Below are 15,361 nucleotides of genomic sequence, written 5' to 3'. Positions count from 1 at the left end.
TCACAGTCAGTCGAGGAGGCCCGATTGTGCAACAAGACGCCATCCCAAAAAACCCCGGATCGAGACGGACGCTTGGGGCAAATTTGACACCGATCCGTTCCAAGAATGATTCGGGTAAGGCGCGAGGCTGAACGACGCGCCAGACCCCGCCACTCCTACTTCAAACGCCCCGCCAGAAACTGCTGCAACCGCTCGCTACGCGGATTCGTCAGCACCTGATGCGGATGCCCTTGCTCCTCGATCTTGCCCAAGTGCAGGAACACGACATGATTCGACACGTTGCGCGCAAAGCCCATTTCGTGCGTGACGACGATCATCGTGCGGCCTTCTTCGGCGAGCGCCTGCATCACACGCAGCACTTCGCCGACTAGCTCGGGGTCGAGCGCCGAAGTCGGTTCGTCGAACAGCATTACTTCCGGCTCCATCGCAAGCGCGCGGGCAATCGCGACGCGCTGCTGCTGACCGCCCGACAGATGCGACGGATATTTTTTTTCCGTGCTGGCCGGCAAACCCACCTTGGTCAGATACTTGCGAGCGCGTTCTTCCGCTTCGGCGCGGCTCAATCCCAGCACGCTGATCGGCGCCTCGATGATGTTCTCGAGCACCGTCATGTGCGCCCACAGATTGAAATGCTGGAACACCATCGCGAGACGCGTGCGCATCGTTTGCAACTGCTTCGGATGGGTCACGCGTAGCGAGCCGTTGCGATCCCTGCTCGTGTTGATTTCCTCGCCGTTCAGCGTGATGCGGCCGGAGCACGGCGATTCGAGAAAGTTGATGCAGCGCAGGAAGGTGCTTTTCCCGGAGCCGCTCGACCCGATGAGGCTAATCACGTCGCCCGCCTTCGCCTTCAGCGAGACGCCCTTCAGTACCTCGTTGTCGCCGAACTTCTTGTGCAGGTCGTCGACTGTCAGCTTGTACATGCTCGTATGCTCCATCGTGGCGCGAATGCGCTTTAATGCCCTTGCGGTTTCAGATAAGCCAGCAAACGGATTTCCATCTTGCGGAAGCCCCAGATCAGCGCGAACACGATCGCCGCATACAGGATCGCCGCGATGCCGTACGCCTGGAACGTCGCGTAGGTCGCGGAGTTGACGTCGCGCGCCACTTTCAGAATGTCGGGGACGGTCGCCGTGAACGCGAGCGTGGTCGCGTGCAGCATCAGAATCACCTCGTTGCTGTACGAGGGCAGGGCCCGGCGCAGCGCCGAAGGCAGGATGATGCGCGTGTACAGCTTGAACTTCGACATGCCGTAAGCCTGGGCCGCCTCGATCTCGCCGTGCGAGGTCTCGCGGATCGCGCCCGCGAAGATCTCGGTGGCGTACGCGCATTCGTTCAGCGCGAACGCGAGCAGCGTGCAGTTCATCGCATTGCGAAAGAAGCTGTCGAGCATCGCATACGAATGGACGAAATGCAGACTGTAGAGCCCCGTGTAGATCAGCAGCAGCTGAACGTACAACGGCGTGCCGCGGAACACGTAGGTGAATAGCCAGACGGGTCCGTGGATGTAGCGATTGCGCGACGCGCGCGCGATCGCGAGCGGCACGGCCAGCACGAAACCCAGCACGATCGACGCAACCAGCAGCCAGAGCCTGATGACGAGGCCGGTGTAGTTGAAGCCGTCCGTGAAAATGTAGTTCTGCCAGTATTGACGAATCAGTTCGATCACAGCGCGGCCCTCCGCACGCCGATGGAGTAGCGTTTCTCGAGGCGGATCAATACCAGGTTCGAAATGGTGGTGATGGCGAGGTAGATCGCCCCAGTCGCCAGCGTGAAGAAGAAGAACGACTGCGTGCTCTTGCCGGCGTCCTGCGATGCCTTGACCACGTCCGCGAGACCGATGATCGACACGAGCGCGGTGGCCTTCACGAGCACCTGCCAGTTGTTGCCGATGCCGGGCAGCGCGAAGCGCATCATCTGCGGGAACAGAATGCGGGTGAACACGCGCCGCGCGCTGATGCCGTATGCGAAGCCCGCTTCGATCTGCCCGCGCGGCACCGACAGAAACGCGCCGCGGAAGGTTTCGGTGAAGTAAGCGCCGTATATGAAGCCCAGCGTAATCACACCCGCGAGAAACGGATCGATGTCGATCTGCTCCATGCTGAACATGTCGGTCAGCTCATTGAGCCAGATCTGGATGCTGTAGAACAGCAGCAGCATCAGCACGAGGTCGGGCACGGCGCGGATCAGCGTCGTGTACATCGTGCCGATGCGCGAAAGCACGCGGTTGGTCGACAGCTTCGCGGCGGCGCCGAGAAGTCCCAGCGCGAACGAGGCGGCGAGCGACAGCACCGCGAGCTTGATGGTTACCCACGTGCCCGCGAGGAGCAGCGGACCGAAGCCTTGAAACAGCATGGGAGTGTCCTTGTTGAAGGAGCGAACCGCGCGCATGCGCGCGGGCCTGGCGATCGGGTGAAGCGGGCTCGTGGTGTTGCGCGCGGGCTTAGCCGCCGTACACGTCGAAGTCGAAGTACTTCTGCTCGATCTTCTTGTAGGTGCCGTCCTTGATCATGTCGGCGATCGCCTTGTCGACCTTGATCTTCAGATCTTCGTCTTCCTTGCGCATGCCGATGCCCGCGCCGTTGCCGAGGATCTGCGGATCGTCGATGTTCTTGCCGACGAAGTCGAAGCTCGCGCCGCGCGGCGTCTTCAGGAAGCCCTGGTCAGCCTGCACCGCGTCTTGCAGCGCTGCGTCCAGACGGCCCGACTGCAGGTCGGTGTAGACCGCGTCCTGGTTCTGGTACGGCACGATCTTCACGCCCTTCGCCTCCCAATAGGTCTTCGCGTAGGTTTCCTGGATCGTGCCCTGTTCGACGCCCACCGTCTTGCCCTTCAGCGAGTCGGCGGTCGGCATGATGCCCGAGCCCTTCTTCGCGACGAGTCGTGTCGGCGTGTTGAACAGCTTCGACGAGAAAGCGATCTGTTCGGCACGTTTCGGCGTCATCGACATCGACGACAGCACGCCGTCGAACTTCTTTGCCTTCAATGCCGGAATCATGCTGTCGAAGTCCTGCTCGACCCACACGCACTTCGCATTCAGACGGCGGCAGATTTCGGTGCCGAGGTCGACGTCGAAGCCGACCAGCTTGCCATCGGTCGCTTTCGATTCGAACGGCGCATAGCTCGCATCGACGCCGAAGCGGACCGTGGACCAATCTTTGGCGAAAGCGCCGGTGGCGGCGAGCGCGAGGGTGAGGGACAGGGCAAGTTTCTTCATGAAAGTCTCCGGGAGGGATGCTGCGAGGTGCGATGTTGTATAGACAAATTATCCCGTACGGCCGATGAGCGGCAATCAGGGTTAGTGCTTACGGGTACCCGGAGAGGGGACGGAGGATAGGCGTCAAAGCCTTGGTATATAAGCTTATCAGGCTGATTGAAAGGCTGCCGGTGCAGCCAGATTTTTCGCGTATACCCGCGGTCTATACCGTCGCGGATATCTTGTCCATACAACTTCGTCGCGGCGACGCCTGCCGGGGCGTCGAGCAGTGAACCGCCCGATCCGCGCTACTGATGCGAAGGCGGCAGATAGGTCATGTGCTGTTCGTCGTACAGCGCGTAGATCAGTTCGAGCATGCGCTGGATGTCGGCCGATTCGTCGAGCATGCGGATGCTCATGATGATCGGCGACACGAGGTTCTGATCGTCGAGGTCCTTGTAGGCGATGTCGCCGCGCTGCAAGCCGTACACGCTGGCAGGCACGATCGAGATGCCTTCGCCCGCGGCGACGAGGCCGAGCGCGATCTGCAACTCGCGCGTCTCGTAGAGCCGCTGCGGCTTCAGGCCGCGATCGTGAAACGCGGCCAGCACCTGGTCCGCGTAACTGGGCCGCGGCGCCTTCGGGAAGATGATCAGCGTTTCGCTGGTCAGGTCGTGCAGCGACAGCACCGGCTTCGAGTCGCTCAGCGGATGGCCGAGCGGCAGCGCGACGATCATCCGTTCTTCGCGCAGCACGACCCGCTTGATGCTCGGGTCTTCGTGACGAATGCGGCCGAAGCCGACGTCGATGCGGCCTTCCTTGAGCGCCTTGATCTGATCCATCGTCGACATCTCGTGCAGGCTCAGCTCGACGGTGCTGTTCTCGGTGCGAAAGCGCCGGATGATTTTCGGCAGCATGCCGTACAGCGTCGAGCCGACGAAGCCCACCGACAAACTGCGCTCGATCTTGCCGACGCGCCGCGTCATCGCCTCGATTTCGGTCGTTTGCGCGAGCAGCTGAACCGCGTGCGAGTAGAAGAAGCGGCCGGCCTCGGTCAGCTTCAGCGGCCGCGAGTTGCGCTCGAACAGCTGCACGCCGAGCGTGTCTTCGAGCTGCTGGATCTGCCGGCTCAGCGGCGGTTGCGCAATATGCAGACGTTTGGCGGCCTTGGTGACGTTGCATTCCTCGGCAACGGCAACGAAGTAACGCAGATGGCGCAATTCCATAAAAATACCTTTTAAGTATCGTCGCGATACTAAATCAGTGTTGGACGATGCAAATGGCGGACAACTATCCTTCAGTTACCGTAGACGCCCCGCAAAATTATACCTCCCGAGCATTGACAACTCGGCCCGGTCTGAAGCGTCGGTCGGCCCCATGGAGACGGCGCAGGCACATCCTCGCGCATGGGATCCAAGACTTAGAAAGAGTTCAGGAGCAGCAATGAAACACGCTGAAATCGAAACCCTGTCGAAAGGGTTGCCCACCGATATCCCGCCTCTGGTGCCGAAGGTCCAGCCGTTGCGCGCCGCGACCTGACGCAACCGCGGAGGCCCACCGCCTCCACTCCCCGACGTGAAAGACCAACCGGCCAGCCGGCCTCCCGGCCGGCAGGCCGCTCCCTACACGCGTGCTTCGCACGCATATCGACAGTCCGTACCAGGAGACACGCATGATTCCGATCTACCCGGATCACACTCCACAACTGAAGAACATCGACGACTTTCTCGTCGAAGACCGCGAGCGCGGCGATTACCGCCTGCATCGCAGCGCGTTTACCGACGAGCGTCTGTTCGAACTCGAAATGCAGCATATTTTCGAGGGCAACTGGATTTATCTCGCGCACGAAAGCCAGCTTCCGAACAACAACGATTACTTCACGACCTATATGGGTCGTCAGCCGGTCGTGATCGCGCGCAACCGTCAGGGCGAGTTGAACGCGTTCATCAATTCGTGCACGCACCGCGGCGCGATGCTGTGCCGCCACAAGCGCGGCAACAAGGCCACGTATACGTGCCCATTCCACGGCTGGACCTTCAACAACAGCGGCAAGCTGCTGAAGGTCAAAGACCCCTCGGACGCGGGCTATCCCGACTGCTTCAACAAGGAAGGCTCGCACGACCTGAAGAAGCTCGCGCGCTTCGGCAACTATCGCGGCTTCCTGTTCGGCAGCCTGAGCGATGACGTGCCGCCGCTCGAGACGTTCCTCGGCGAGGCGGCACGCATCATCGACATGATCGTCGACCAGTCGGAAGACGGTCTCGAAGTGCTGCGCGGCTCGTCGACCTACACGTACGAAGGCAACTGGAAGCTGACCGCCGAAAACGGCGCGGACGGCTACCACGTGTCGGCCGTGCACTGGAACTATGCGGCGACGACCAATCATCGCAAGGAAGAGAACGCGCGCGAAGACAAGATCCGCGCGATGGATGCCGGCAGCTGGGGCCGCCAGGGCGGCGGCTTCTACGCGTTCGAGCACGGCCACATGCTGCTGTGGACGCGCTGGGCGAATCCCGAAGACCGTCCGAACTTCAGCCGCCGCGACGAATTCGCCGCGCGCTGCGGCGCCGAGCGCGCTGACTGGATGATCCAGAACTCGCGCAATCTGTGCCTCTACCCGAACGTGTATCTGATGGACCAGTTCGGCTCGCAGATTCGCGTGCTGCGGCCGCTGTCGGTCAACAAGACCGAGGTGACGATCTACTGCATCGCGCCGAAGGGCGAATCCGACGAAGCGCGCTCGCGCCGCATCCGTCAATACGAGGACTTCTTCAACGTGAGCGGCATGGCCACGCCGGACGACCTCGAGGAATTCCGCGCCTGCCAGCTGGGTTACGCGGGCCGCGCGGTCGAATGGAACGACATGTGCCGCGGTTCGAAGCACTGGATCGACGGCGCCGACGAAGCCGCGCAAAAGATCGGCCTGAACCCCGTGATGAGCGGCGTGAAGACCGAGGACGAAGGTCTCTACACGGTGCAGCACCGCTACTGGATCGACATGATGAAGAAGGCGCTGAACGCGCCGGGGAGCCGCGCATGAGCAACATCGCCATCACCGATATTCAGGCTTTCCTGTTCCGCGAAAGCCGCCTGCTCGACGACGAGCAATGGGACGAGTGGCTCGCGTGCTATCACCCGGACGCGTCGTTCTGGATGCCGTCGTGGGACGACGAGGACAAGCTCGTCACCGATCCTCAGCGCGAGATCTCGCTGATCTATTACCCGAACCGCCAGGGTCTCGAAGACCGCGTGTTCCGCATCAAGACCGAGCGGTCGAGCGCGACGATGCCCGACACGCGCACGAGCCACAACGTCGCGAACGTGGAAGTGGAGAGCGCGGATAACGGCGTGTACACGGTGCGTTTCAACTGGCACACGCTGAGCCATCGCTACAAGACCAACTACAGCTACTTCGGCATGTCGCGCTACGTGATCGACTTCAACGGCGCCGAGCCGCAAATCCTGAGCAAGTACGTCGTGTTGAAGAACGACTACATCAATCAGGTCATCGACATCTACCACATCTAGCCGGTGCGGTTGCAGGAGACAGGTCATGGAACACACTATTGCACTTCAGTTCGAAGACGGCGTCACGCGCTTCATCAGCTGCCGTGAGAACGAAACGCTGTCGGACGCCGCGTACCGGCAGAAGATCAACATTCCGCTCGACTGCCGCGAAGGCGCGTGCGGCACCTGCCGCGGACTGTGCGAATCGGGCGCGTACGACATGCCCGAGGAGAGCTACGTCGAAGATGCGTTGACCCCCGAAGAAGCGGGCAAGGGCTATATCCTCGCGTGCCAGACGCGACCGCGCTCGGATCTGGTGATTCGCGTGCAGGCGTCGTCGGCGGCGTGCAAGACCGGGGTGTCGCGTTTCGAAGGCACGCTCGCGGCGGTCGAACGGCTGTCGGATTCGACGATCCATTTCGCGATCGATATCGAAGGCGCGAGCGCGCCGAGCTTTCTCGCGGGTCAATACGTGAACGTCGAGATTCCGGGCGCGAGCGGCGAGAGCCGGTCGTACTCGTTCAGCTCGGCGCCGGGCGCGACGCGCGCGGCGTTCGTCGTGCGCAACGTGCCGGACGGCAAGATGAGCGGCTTCTTGAGCCGCGATGCGCAGCCGGGTCAGCGGATCGGCTTCACGGGTCCGTATGGCAGCTTCTATCTGCGCGATCCGCAGCGTCCGGTGCTGTTCCTCGCGGGCGGCACCGGCATCGCGCCGTTCCTGTCGATGCTCGACGTGCTGAAGGCGGGCGGCAACACGCAGCCGGTGCGCCTCGTGTACGGCGTGACCCACGACATCGATCTGGTCGCGCTCGAACAACTCGAACAAGCGCAGCGCACGCTGCCGAATTTCAGCTATCGCACCTGTGTCGTCGATGCCGCGAGCAGCCACGAGCGCAAGGGCTACGTGACCGCGCACGTCGACAGCGAATGGCTGAACGACGGCGACGTCGACGTCTACCTGTGCGGACCGGTCGCGATGGTCGAAGCGGTGCAGGGCTGGCTGCGCGACAGCAGCGTCGAGCCCGCGAACTTCTATTACGAAAAATTCTCGGCGAGCAACGTAGCATGACTTCGACCTTTACCGATCGCTTCAAGGACAAGGTGCTCGTCGTGACCGGCGCGGGCCAGGGCATCGGCCGCGGCGTCGCGTTGCGCGCGGCGCGCGAGGGCGCGGCGGTGGTGCTGGTGGACCGTTCGCCGATCGTGCACGAGGTGACCGAAGAGATTACGCGCGCCGGCGGCGAGGCGCGCGCGTTCATCGCCGACCTCGAAACCTATGCGGGCGCGACGGCAATGACGGCCTTCGCGATCGAGGTGTTCGGCCGCATCGACGCGCTCGTCAACAATGTCGGCGGCACGATCTGGGCGAAGCCGTACGAGGAATATGAAGCCGAGCAGATCGAGGCCGAGGTGCGGCGTTCGCTATTCCCGACGCTGTGGTGCTGCCACGCGGTATTGCCCGCGATGCTGAAGCGCGCGAGCGGCGCGATCGTCAACGTGTCGTCGATCGCGACGCGCAGCATTTATCGCGTGCCGTATGCGGCGTCGAAGGGTGGCGTCAATGCGCTGACCGCGAGCCTCGCGTTCGAGCATGCCGAACACGGCATCCGCATCAACGCGGTCGCCACCGGCGGCACCGAAGCGCCGCCGCGCCGCGTGCCGCGCAATACCGCGCCGCAAAGCGAGCAGGAAGCGACGTGGTATCAGGGCATCGTCGATCAGACGATCGCGTCGAGCCTGATGCATCGCTACGGCACGATCGACGAACAGGTCGGCGCGATCCTGTTCCTCGCTTCCGATGAAGCGTCGTATATCACCGGCACCGTGCTGCCGGTCGGCGGCGGCGATCAGGGCTAACGGGCGGCGGGCCGAACGACGCCGATAGGCCGCGCGGCGATTGTCCTTCATACTATCGGCCCGGAATGACTCCGCTGCTGGGCGGTGACATGCGCCGCCAGGCGCGTGTCATCAACAGCGGGCCGCCACGACCCACATCGATGATAAATCCCACCCCTAGCCAGGCGCCGACCGCGCGCGCCATTGCGGCCGACTGGTCCGTGTCCGCCATCGTGGCCGGCTTTCTGGCCGTGCTGATCTCGTACGCGGGCCCCCTCGTGATCTTCTTCCAGGCGGCGCAAGCGGCCCACATGCCCAACGAGATGGTTGCGTCGTGGGTATGGGGCATCTCGATCGGCGCGGCCGTGTCCGGCATCTTCGCGAGCTGGAAGCTGAAAGTGCCGGTCGTGACCGCGTGGTCCGCGCCCGGTACCGCGCTGCTGGTCGGACTGTTTCCCGCGTTGACGCTGCATCAGGCGGTGGGCGCGTATCTGAGCGCGGCCGTGATCATTCTGCTGATCGGCATATCGGGCTATTTCGACCGCATGGTGCGCAGCATTCCGAAGGGCATCGCCTGCGGGATGATGGCGGGCATCCTGCTGCAGTTCGGCACGCATGCGTTCAAGGCGGCCGCGTCGATGCCGGCGCTGGCGTTCGGCATGATCGGCGCGTACATCGTGTTCAGGCGTCTGCTGCCGCGCTATTGCATCGTGCTGGTGCTGCTGACCGGCACGGTGCTTGCCATCGCGCTCGGCGCCGCGCACCTGGGCGCGCTGCCGCTGCAAGTCACGCGGCCGATCTTCATCCAACCCGAATGGACGCTGAGCTCGACGCTGAGCCTTGCGTTGCCGCTCGTGGTCGTCAGTCTGACCGGGCAGTTTCTGCCGGGCATGGCGATTCTGCGCGTGTCCGGCTATCACACGCCGGCCCGGCCGATCATCACCGCGACGAGCATCGCGTCGATCGGCGTGGCGTTTTTCGGCGGCATCACGATCGTGATCGCCGCGATCACGGCGGCGCTGTGCACCGGCAAGGACGCGCATGACGACCCGGACAAGCGCTATATCGCCGGCATCGCCAACGGCGTGTTCTATCTGATCGGCGGCACCTTCGCCGGCACGATCGTCGCGCTGTTCACGATGCTGCCGAAGGAATTCGTCGCGATTCTGGCGGGCCTCGCGTTGATCGGTGCGATCACGTCGAACGTGATGGGCGCGATCCAGGACGAAGACCATCGCGAGGCCTCGGTCATCACTTTTCTGGCGACCGCATCCGGTATGACCTTCCTCGGGCTCGGCTCCGCGTTCTGGGGCATCGTGATCGGCTCGTTCGCCTACCTCGTGCTGAACAAGGTGCGGCGCGAGACGTCGGCAAACCGGTGACGAATCGGTAACTCAAGGCCGCGCCCCGAGCGCCTGAAACAGCGCGGCGGTATCGGCATAACGCTGCGCCGCGGCTTTGGTGCGATCGAGTCCGGTCTGCAATTCCTGGCGCTGCGTATCGAGCAGCGTCAATTGACTGATGCCGCCCGCCGCATAACGCTGACTCGCGATACCGGCGCTGTGCTGCGCGCTGCGCTGCGCGGCATCGAGCGCCTGCAACGCGATTGCGTCCTGATCGAGCGCGCGCAGCGCGTCGGCGACCTGTTGCAGTCCCTGCAGCACGGTTTGCTTGTAGACGGCGAGCGCGGCCTGGTAGGCCGCCTCGGACGAATGTTTGCGCGCCAGCAGTTCACCGCCATGAAACAGTGGCTGCGTCAGACCCGCGCCGATATTCCACACGTTGAAACCCGTCAGCAGATCGGACACGTTGATGCGTTCGGTCGCGGCGCTGCCCGACAGCGTGATGCGCGGATACAGGTTCGCGGTCGCGACGCCGATGTTCGCGCTCGCCTGATGCAACAGCGCTTCGGAGGCGCGAATGTCCGGCCGCTGCTGCGCGAGCGTCGACGGCAAGGTTACCGGCAGGTCGGCCGGCAGCGCGAGCGTATCGAGGTCGAGCGCGGCGAGGTCGTGTGTGGTGGTCAATTCCGCTGGCGCGCGTCCCAGATAGATCGCGAGCTGATGGTCGGTCTGTGCTAGCTGCGTGCGCAACGGCGGTAGCGTCGCGCGGGTCTGCTGCACGAGCGTGCGCTGACTCAGCAGATCGACCTCGGAGATGCCGCCCGCGCGAAAGCGGCGTCCGGCGATATCGAGTTGCTGCATCTGATTCGCGAGCAGCGCTTCTGTGAGCGCGATCTGTCGCGCCAGCGATGCACGCCGGATTGCCGCCGTCACCACATTGCCCGCGACCGTCAAACGTGCGGCTTCGAGTTCGTATTGCTGATAGTCGACCTGCGCGGCCACCGCTTCGAGCGCGCGGCGATTCGCGCCGAACAGATCGAGCGTGTACGACACGGTGACTTGCGCGCTGTACAGCGTGAATGGCGCAAACGCGCGGCCTTGCGTCAGCTGGCCGAAGCCGAGCGCCTCGGGATCGATCCTCTCGCGCGTGGTCGACAGGTTTGCATCGACCTGCGGCCACAGCGTGCCGCCCGCCTGCGCGCGGTAGTCCTGCTGCGCCTGGTCGAGTTTCGCGCGGGCTTGCGCGAGGGTCGGGCTGTCGTCGAGCGCCTGCTGCACGAGCGCGTTCAGCGCCGGCGAGCCGAACGCGCGCCACCAGCCGTCGCCGGGTTGGTCGGTCGGCACGAAGTGCTGCGCGCCGCCGCCCGGACCCTCGGCTGCGACGATGCTTGCCGCAAGCGGCGCGGCGGTATAGCTCGACACGCTGGTCACGTCGGGTCGATGGAAATCCGGGCCAACGGTACACGCGCACATCGCCGCGCTTGCGCAGAACGCGGCGAGCCGGCGCGTAGCGGATAAACAAGCCGCGCGATGAAAAGCCACGTCACGAAAGCGAGGAGCGGAACACATTGCAAGCCTTCCTCAATCGAGCGTGCGTCGATAGAACTTCACGGCGACACCCATCACGACGACCAGAAAGATCAGCAGCGGCCACACATGCGGCCACATGTCGGTCCAACCGACGCCCTTGAGCAGAATGCCGCGCACGAGCCGGTTGAAGTAGGTGAGCGGCAACAGATTGCCGATGTACTGCGCCCACTTCGGCATGCCCGCGAACGGGAACATGAAACCGGACAGCAGGATGTTGGGCAGAAAATAGAACATCGTCAGCTGCATGGCCTGCAACTGGTTCTGCGCGAGCGACGACAACGTAATGCCGATCGTCAGATTGGCCGCGACGAACAATAGCGCGGACAGATACAGCGCGATCAGACTGCCTTCGAACGGCACGTTGAACACGAAGCGCGCCGCCGCGACGATGATGCTGACCTGCACCAGACCGATCGCCACATATGGCACGATCTTGCCGGTCATCACTTCGAGCGGCAGCACGGGTGTGGCCAGCAGATTTTCCATCGTGCCGCGCTCGCGTTCGCGCGTGATTGCGAGGCCCGTCATCATCACCATAGTCATCGTCAGGATCACGCCCATCAGGCCCGGCACCACGTTGTACTGGGTGATGCTTTCGGGGTTGTAGAGCCGGTGCAATTGAACATCGAAAGCGGTGGGGCCGGCCGCGAGCGACGACAGCGGACCGGTGAGGTCCTTCTGCAATACCGACTGCGTGATCGACGGCAACGCGCCGAGCGCGGTGCCCACCGCCATCGGGTCCGTCGCGTCGGCTTCGACGAGCAGCGAGGGCCGCGCGCCCTTGGCCAGCTCGCGCGTGAAGCCGACCGGAACATTCAGCACGAACAGCACCTTGCCTTGCGCGAGCGCGCGGCGGCCGGACTCTTCGTCGGGCAGCGTCGACACGATGTCGAAGTAGTCGGAGTTGCGCATCGCCATCAGGAAGCTGCGCGTGAACTCGCTGTGGTCGGCGGCGATGACGGCAGTCGGCAGATGCTTCGGGTCGGTGTTGATCGCGAAACCGAACAGCGCCATCTGCATGATCGGCAGCACGATCATCATCGCAAACGTGATGCGGTCGCGCTTCAACTGCAAAAATTCCTTGCGCACGATGCTCCACCAACGCATCAGCGAAAAGCGCGGAAGTCGGCGCGCGGAATTCACGATGCTGTGCCCGCGGAAGGCGTTGCGTAATTGTCCGTCGAGCGGTTCATCATGAAGATGAACACGTCCTCGAGGCCGGTGTCCTGTCTTTCGATTCGCAGTGTCGGGTTCGAGTGAGCCAACTGATCGATGCTCGCGTGGAGCTCGGGCGTGTCGGGCCCGCTCACGTGCAGCGACGAACCGAACGCCACCGTCTGCTCGACGCCGGGCGAGCTGCGCAGCCGGTCGCCGAGCTCGACGAGATTCTGGCCGTACACGGCCCACGTTACGAGCCCTTGCGAGTCGATGACCTGTTTCGACGTGCCCTGCGCGAGCAGCTTGCCGTACGCGATATAGGCGAGCTTGTGGCAGCGTTCCGCTTCGTCCATATAGTGCGTGCTGACGAGCACCGAGATACCGCGCGCCGCGAGGCGGTGCAGCTCTTCCCAGAAGTCGCGGCGCGCGCTCGGGTCGACACCCGCGGTTGGTTCGTCGAGCAGCAGCAGCTGTGGCTCATGCAGCATGCACGCGGCCAGCGCGAGACGTTGCTTCCATCCGCCCGACAGCGCGCCGGCCAACTGCTTCGCACGGCTTTGCAGGCCAAGCTGTTCGAGCGCGCGATCCACCGCCTCGCGGCGGTTCTTCATCTCGTAGATGCGCGCGACGAAGTCGAGGTTTTCACGGATCGACAGATCTTCCCAATAGGAAAAGCGCTGCGTCATATAGCCGGTGCGGCGTTTGATCTGTGCGCTGTCCTGCACGATGTCGTAACCGAGACAGGTGCCGCTGCCGGAGTCCGGCGTCAGCAGGCCGCACATCATGCGGATGCAGGTGGTCTTGCCGCTGCCGTTCGGGCCGAGAAAGCCGAAAATCTCGCCGCGCTGCACCTGCATCGTCACGTCGTTGACCACGTGCTTGGTGCCGAAATGCTTGTTCAGGCCGTGCACGTCGATCGCGTATACGGGATCGCTGGCGTTGGCGGGGGGCGGCGCGGGCGCACTCATTGCAGCGTGACCGTGACGGGCTGGCCGGGCCGCAGCTTCGGCGCATCGGCGGTCCGCGGTCTCGCTTCGACCATGAACACGAGCTTCGCGCGGCTTTCGTTGCTGAAGATCACCGGCGGCGTGTACTCCGCCTGGTCCGAGATAAAGCTGAGCACGGCCGGCACATCGGCGGCGCAGCCGTCGCAATGAATCGATACGCGACGGCCCGGCGCGAGCGAACCGACCACACCCTGGGGCACGAAGAAGCGCACCTTGACGTTCTCCGGCGGCAGCATGCGCACGACGGGGCTGCCCGCCGGCACCCATTCGCCACTCCGATACATCGTGTCGAACACGAGGCCCGCGTGCGGCGCGTGCACGCTTTTCTGATCGAGCTTCCATTGGGCCTGGCCGAGTTGGGCCTGCGCCGCATCGACTTGCGCCTGCTGCGCGCGAATCTGTTCGATCCGCCCAGGCAGACGCGCGACGGCAAGCTGACTTTGCAACTCGCGCACGTGCGCGGCGCTCGACAACGCGCTCGCGCGCGAGTCGTCGAGCTGGCCTTGCGCGATGCCGCCGGCGTCGAATTGCTGTCGGTCGCGGCGGAACTGGGTCGCGGCGCGCGCCGCATCGGCTTCGGCCTGTACGAGTTGCGCGCGCGTCACGTCGACTTCCGGCGGACGCTTGCCGGTTCCAAGGTCGGCGAGCTGGGCGCGGGCCGAGCGCAGCTGCTCGTTGGCCTGCGCCACGGCGTCGGTTTCGTTCTGCGCTTCGAGCGCGAACAGCGGCGTGTTCTGCGCGACGGTCTGCCCGCGCGAGACCGCGAGCTCGGTCAGCTGTCCCGCCTGCGACGACGCAAGGTACAGGAACTCGCCTTCCACATAGCCTTGCCACGTGTTCGCCGGTTGTTGCGAACAGCTCGCGCACGCGATGCACAGCGCGAGCGACGCGACACGTGTGGATGAGCGGGCGGACGGAATCATGACGGCTTTCCTTTCGCGCGGCGTGCGCTCGACGTCGCTCGGGTCCTGGCCTTGGCGCTGGTCTTGAGCGCCGTGGTTGCGCTCATGCCCTGCGTGAGCAGCGCGACGACGTGGCGTTCGAGCGTCGCGCGATCGAACGAGCTGCGCGGATTCAGGCGCTGCCAGATTCTGGCGGTTGCCTGCGGCAGCATCACGAGCGCGAGCACCGAGTTGAACAGCAGCAACGGTTCGAGCTGCGCATTCAACTGACCCGACGCACAACCGCGTGCGATGTTCTGACCGAACGCGGCGACCTTTTGCACGGGGATATGCGCAAACGCGCGCTCGCGCAGCAGGCCGCCTTCGTTGATGATTTCGCGCAGCCATAGCGAAGGTAGCCACGGCATGGTTTCGGTGACGTCGAACATGCGTTTGACGATGCCTTGCGTCAGCGCGAGCGGATCGTCGTGTTCGGCATCGACCGGGTCCCAGATCGCGCCGAACGCGGCGACCAGCTTTTCTTCGAACAACGCGTCGAGCAGCTTTTCGCGGGTCTGGAACCAGTAGTGCACCATCGCGGACGTCACGCCGCTCGCTGCCGCGATCTGCGCCACCGTCGTGTTGGCGATGCCACGCTCGGCGAACAGCGCCACCGCGACATCGAGCAGATGTTCGCGTGCGTCGAAGTCCTGCGGATGAGGACGGCGACCCATTCTTGAGCGGGCGACTTGTGGCATGGGAACCTGACTAACTGATGAGTTAGTTAGTTTTAACTGCTTGATAGTAGGACAAGTTTTGATCTGCTGAAGGAGGGGAAACCCT

General features: G+C 63.7%; 15 protein-coding genes. 5 read left to right on the top strand and 10 right to left on the bottom strand.

Features of this window, described 5'->3' with window-relative positions; translation table 11 throughout:
- Positions 1 to 155 precede the first annotated feature (155 nt).
- The 5 genes from BC1002_RS30535 to BC1002_RS30515 form a co-directional block, all read right to left on the bottom strand.
- Complete coding sequence (locus tag BC1002_RS30535; protein ID WP_013093836.1) at positions 156 to 923, bottom strand: ABC transporter ATP-binding protein; 768 nt, start codon at positions 921 to 923, stop codon at positions 156 to 158.
- A gap of 32 nt (positions 924 to 955) precedes the next feature.
- Complete coding sequence (locus BC1002_RS30530; RefSeq protein WP_013093835.1) at positions 956 to 1,669, bottom strand: ABC transporter permease; 714 nt, start codon at positions 1,667 to 1,669, stop codon at positions 956 to 958.
- On the bottom strand, positions 1,666 to 2,355 hold the full coding sequence (locus BC1002_RS30525; RefSeq protein ID WP_013093834.1) for an ABC transporter permease: 690 nt from the start codon (positions 2,353 to 2,355) through the stop codon (positions 1,666 to 1,668). The genes BC1002_RS30530 and BC1002_RS30525 overlap by 4 nt, the downstream gene beginning before the upstream one ends.
- An 88-nt stretch (positions 2,356 to 2,443) precedes the next feature.
- Positions 2,444 to 3,217, bottom strand: a complete 774-nt coding sequence (locus tag BC1002_RS30520; RefSeq protein ID WP_013093833.1) for an ABC transporter substrate-binding protein — start codon at positions 3,215 to 3,217, stop codon at positions 2,444 to 2,446.
- A 287-nt stretch (positions 3,218 to 3,504) separates the two neighbouring features.
- A complete protein-coding gene (locus BC1002_RS30515) occupies positions 3,505 to 4,422 on the bottom strand; it encodes a LysR family transcriptional regulator (RefSeq protein ID WP_013093832.1) in 918 nt (305 codons plus the stop codon).
- A gap of 446 nt (positions 4,423 to 4,868) precedes the next feature.
- On the opposite strand from BC1002_RS30515, the gene benA reads away from it, so the two are divergent.
- From benA to BC1002_RS30490, 5 genes are all read left to right on the top strand, one after another.
- Positions 4,869 to 6,236: a benzoate 1,2-dioxygenase large subunit gene (benA, locus tag BC1002_RS30510; protein ID WP_013093830.1), complete on the top strand. Its 1,368-nt coding sequence runs from the start codon at positions 4,869 to 4,871 to the stop codon at positions 6,234 to 6,236.
- The gene (gene benB, locus BC1002_RS30505) at positions 6,233 to 6,724 is read left to right on the top strand and encodes a benzoate 1,2-dioxygenase small subunit (RefSeq protein ID WP_013093829.1); all 492 of its coding nucleotides are present in this window, start codon (positions 6,233 to 6,235) and stop codon (positions 6,722 to 6,724) included. Before benA ends, benB begins: the two co-directional genes overlap by 4 nt.
- A gap of 25 nt (positions 6,725 to 6,749) precedes the next feature.
- Positions 6,750 to 7,772: a benzoate 1,2-dioxygenase electron transfer component BenC gene (benC, locus tag BC1002_RS30500; protein WP_013093828.1), complete on the top strand. Its 1,023-nt coding sequence runs from the start codon at positions 6,750 to 6,752 to the stop codon at positions 7,770 to 7,772.
- Entirely contained in the window at positions 7,769 to 8,560 is a 792-nt protein-coding gene (locus BC1002_RS30495; protein ID WP_013093827.1) for a 1,6-dihydroxycyclohexa-2,4-diene-1-carboxylate dehydrogenase, read from the top strand. The genes benC and BC1002_RS30495 overlap by 4 nt, the downstream gene beginning before the upstream one ends.
- A 140-nt stretch (positions 8,561 to 8,700) precedes the next feature.
- Entirely contained in the window at positions 8,701 to 9,921 is a 1,221-nt protein-coding gene (locus tag BC1002_RS30490) for a benzoate/H(+) symporter BenE family transporter (RefSeq protein WP_041735938.1), read from the top strand.
- A gap of 12 nt (positions 9,922 to 9,933) precedes the next feature.
- Here the strand turns inward: BC1002_RS30490 and BC1002_RS30485 are convergent, their stop codons facing one another.
- From BC1002_RS30485 to BC1002_RS30465, 5 genes are read right to left on the bottom strand one after another with little or no spacing between them, the layout of a single operon-like run.
- Positions 9,934 to 11,451 carry an efflux transporter outer membrane subunit gene (locus BC1002_RS30485; protein ID WP_013093825.1) on the bottom strand — a complete coding sequence of 506 codons (1,518 nt, stop codon included), beginning with the start codon at positions 11,449 to 11,451 and terminating at the stop codon, positions 9,934 to 9,936.
- Positions 11,452 to 11,463: 12 nt separating this feature from the next.
- Positions 11,464 to 12,579 (bottom strand): ABC transporter permease, encoded by a 1,116-nt coding sequence (locus BC1002_RS30480; protein WP_013093824.1) that lies wholly within the window; start codon positions 12,577 to 12,579, stop codon positions 11,464 to 11,466.
- A gap of 32 nt (positions 12,580 to 12,611) precedes the next feature.
- Positions 12,612 to 13,598, bottom strand: coding sequence for an ABC transporter ATP-binding protein (locus BC1002_RS30475; RefSeq protein ID WP_013093823.1), 987 nt, complete (start codon positions 13,596 to 13,598; stop codon positions 12,612 to 12,614).
- The gene (locus tag BC1002_RS30470) at positions 13,595 to 14,560 is read right to left on the bottom strand and encodes an HlyD family secretion protein (RefSeq protein WP_013093822.1); all 966 of its coding nucleotides are present in this window, start codon (positions 14,558 to 14,560) and stop codon (positions 13,595 to 13,597) included. Before BC1002_RS30470 ends, BC1002_RS30475 begins: the two co-directional genes overlap by 4 nt.
- The gene (locus BC1002_RS30465; protein WP_041735666.1) at positions 14,557 to 15,252 is read right to left on the bottom strand and encodes a TetR/AcrR family transcriptional regulator; all 696 of its coding nucleotides are present in this window, start codon (positions 15,250 to 15,252) and stop codon (positions 14,557 to 14,559) included. The genes BC1002_RS30470 and BC1002_RS30465 overlap by 4 nt, the downstream gene beginning before the upstream one ends.
- Positions 15,253 to 15,361: the final 109 nt, after the last annotated feature.

This window comes from Paraburkholderia atlantica (assembly GCF_000092885.1).
Classification (GTDB): Bacteria; Pseudomonadota; Gammaproteobacteria; order Burkholderiales; family Burkholderiaceae; genus Paraburkholderia; species Paraburkholderia atlantica.
This window is presented reverse-complemented; position numbering and strand designations above follow the sequence as displayed.

Excerpts from the sequence above, each read along its gene's own strand:
- BC1002_RS30535 (WP_013093836.1), bottom strand. The coding sequence starts at position 923 with ATGTACAAGCTGACAGTCGACGACCTGCACAAGAAGTTCGGCGACAAC.
- benB (WP_013093829.1), top strand. The coding sequence starts at position 6,233 with ATGAGCAACATCGCCATCACCGATATTCAGGCTTTCCTGTTCCGCGAA.
- BC1002_RS30475 (WP_013093823.1), bottom strand. The coding sequence starts at position 13,598 with ATGAGTGCGCCCGCGCCGCCCCCCGCCAACGCCAGCGATCCCGTATAC.
- BC1002_RS30490 (WP_041735938.1), top strand. The coding sequence starts at position 8,701 with ATGATAAATCCCACCCCTAGCCAGGCGCCGACCGCGCGCGCCATTGCG.
- BC1002_RS30525 (WP_013093834.1), bottom strand. The coding sequence starts at position 2,355 with ATGCTGTTTCAAGGCTTCGGTCCGCTGCTCCTCGCGGGCACGTGGGTA.
- benA (WP_013093830.1), top strand. The coding sequence starts at position 4,869 with ATGATTCCGATCTACCCGGATCACACTCCACAACTGAAGAACATCGAC.
- BC1002_RS30515 (WP_013093832.1), bottom strand. The coding sequence starts at position 4,422 with ATGGAATTGCGCCATCTGCGTTACTTCGTTGCCGTTGCCGAGGAATGC.
- BC1002_RS30520 (WP_013093833.1), bottom strand. The coding sequence starts at position 3,217 with ATGAAGAAACTTGCCCTGTCCCTCACCCTCGCGCTCGCCGCCACCGGC.
- BC1002_RS30485 (WP_013093825.1), bottom strand. The coding sequence starts at position 11,451 with ATGTGTTCCGCTCCTCGCTTTCGTGACGTGGCTTTTCATCGCGCGGCT.
- BC1002_RS30465 (WP_041735666.1), bottom strand. The coding sequence starts at position 15,252 with ATGGGTCGCCGTCCTCATCCGCAGGACTTCGACGCACGCGAACATCTG.
- BC1002_RS30480 (WP_013093824.1), bottom strand. The coding sequence starts at position 12,579 with ATGCGTTGGTGGAGCATCGTGCGCAAGGAATTTTTGCAGTTGAAGCGC.
- BC1002_RS30470 (WP_013093822.1), bottom strand. The coding sequence starts at position 14,560 with ATGATTCCGTCCGCCCGCTCATCCACACGTGTCGCGTCGCTCGCGCTG.
- BC1002_RS30495 (WP_013093827.1), top strand. The coding sequence starts at position 7,769 with ATGACTTCGACCTTTACCGATCGCTTCAAGGACAAGGTGCTCGTCGTG.
- benC (WP_013093828.1), top strand. The coding sequence starts at position 6,750 with ATGGAACACACTATTGCACTTCAGTTCGAAGACGGCGTCACGCGCTTC.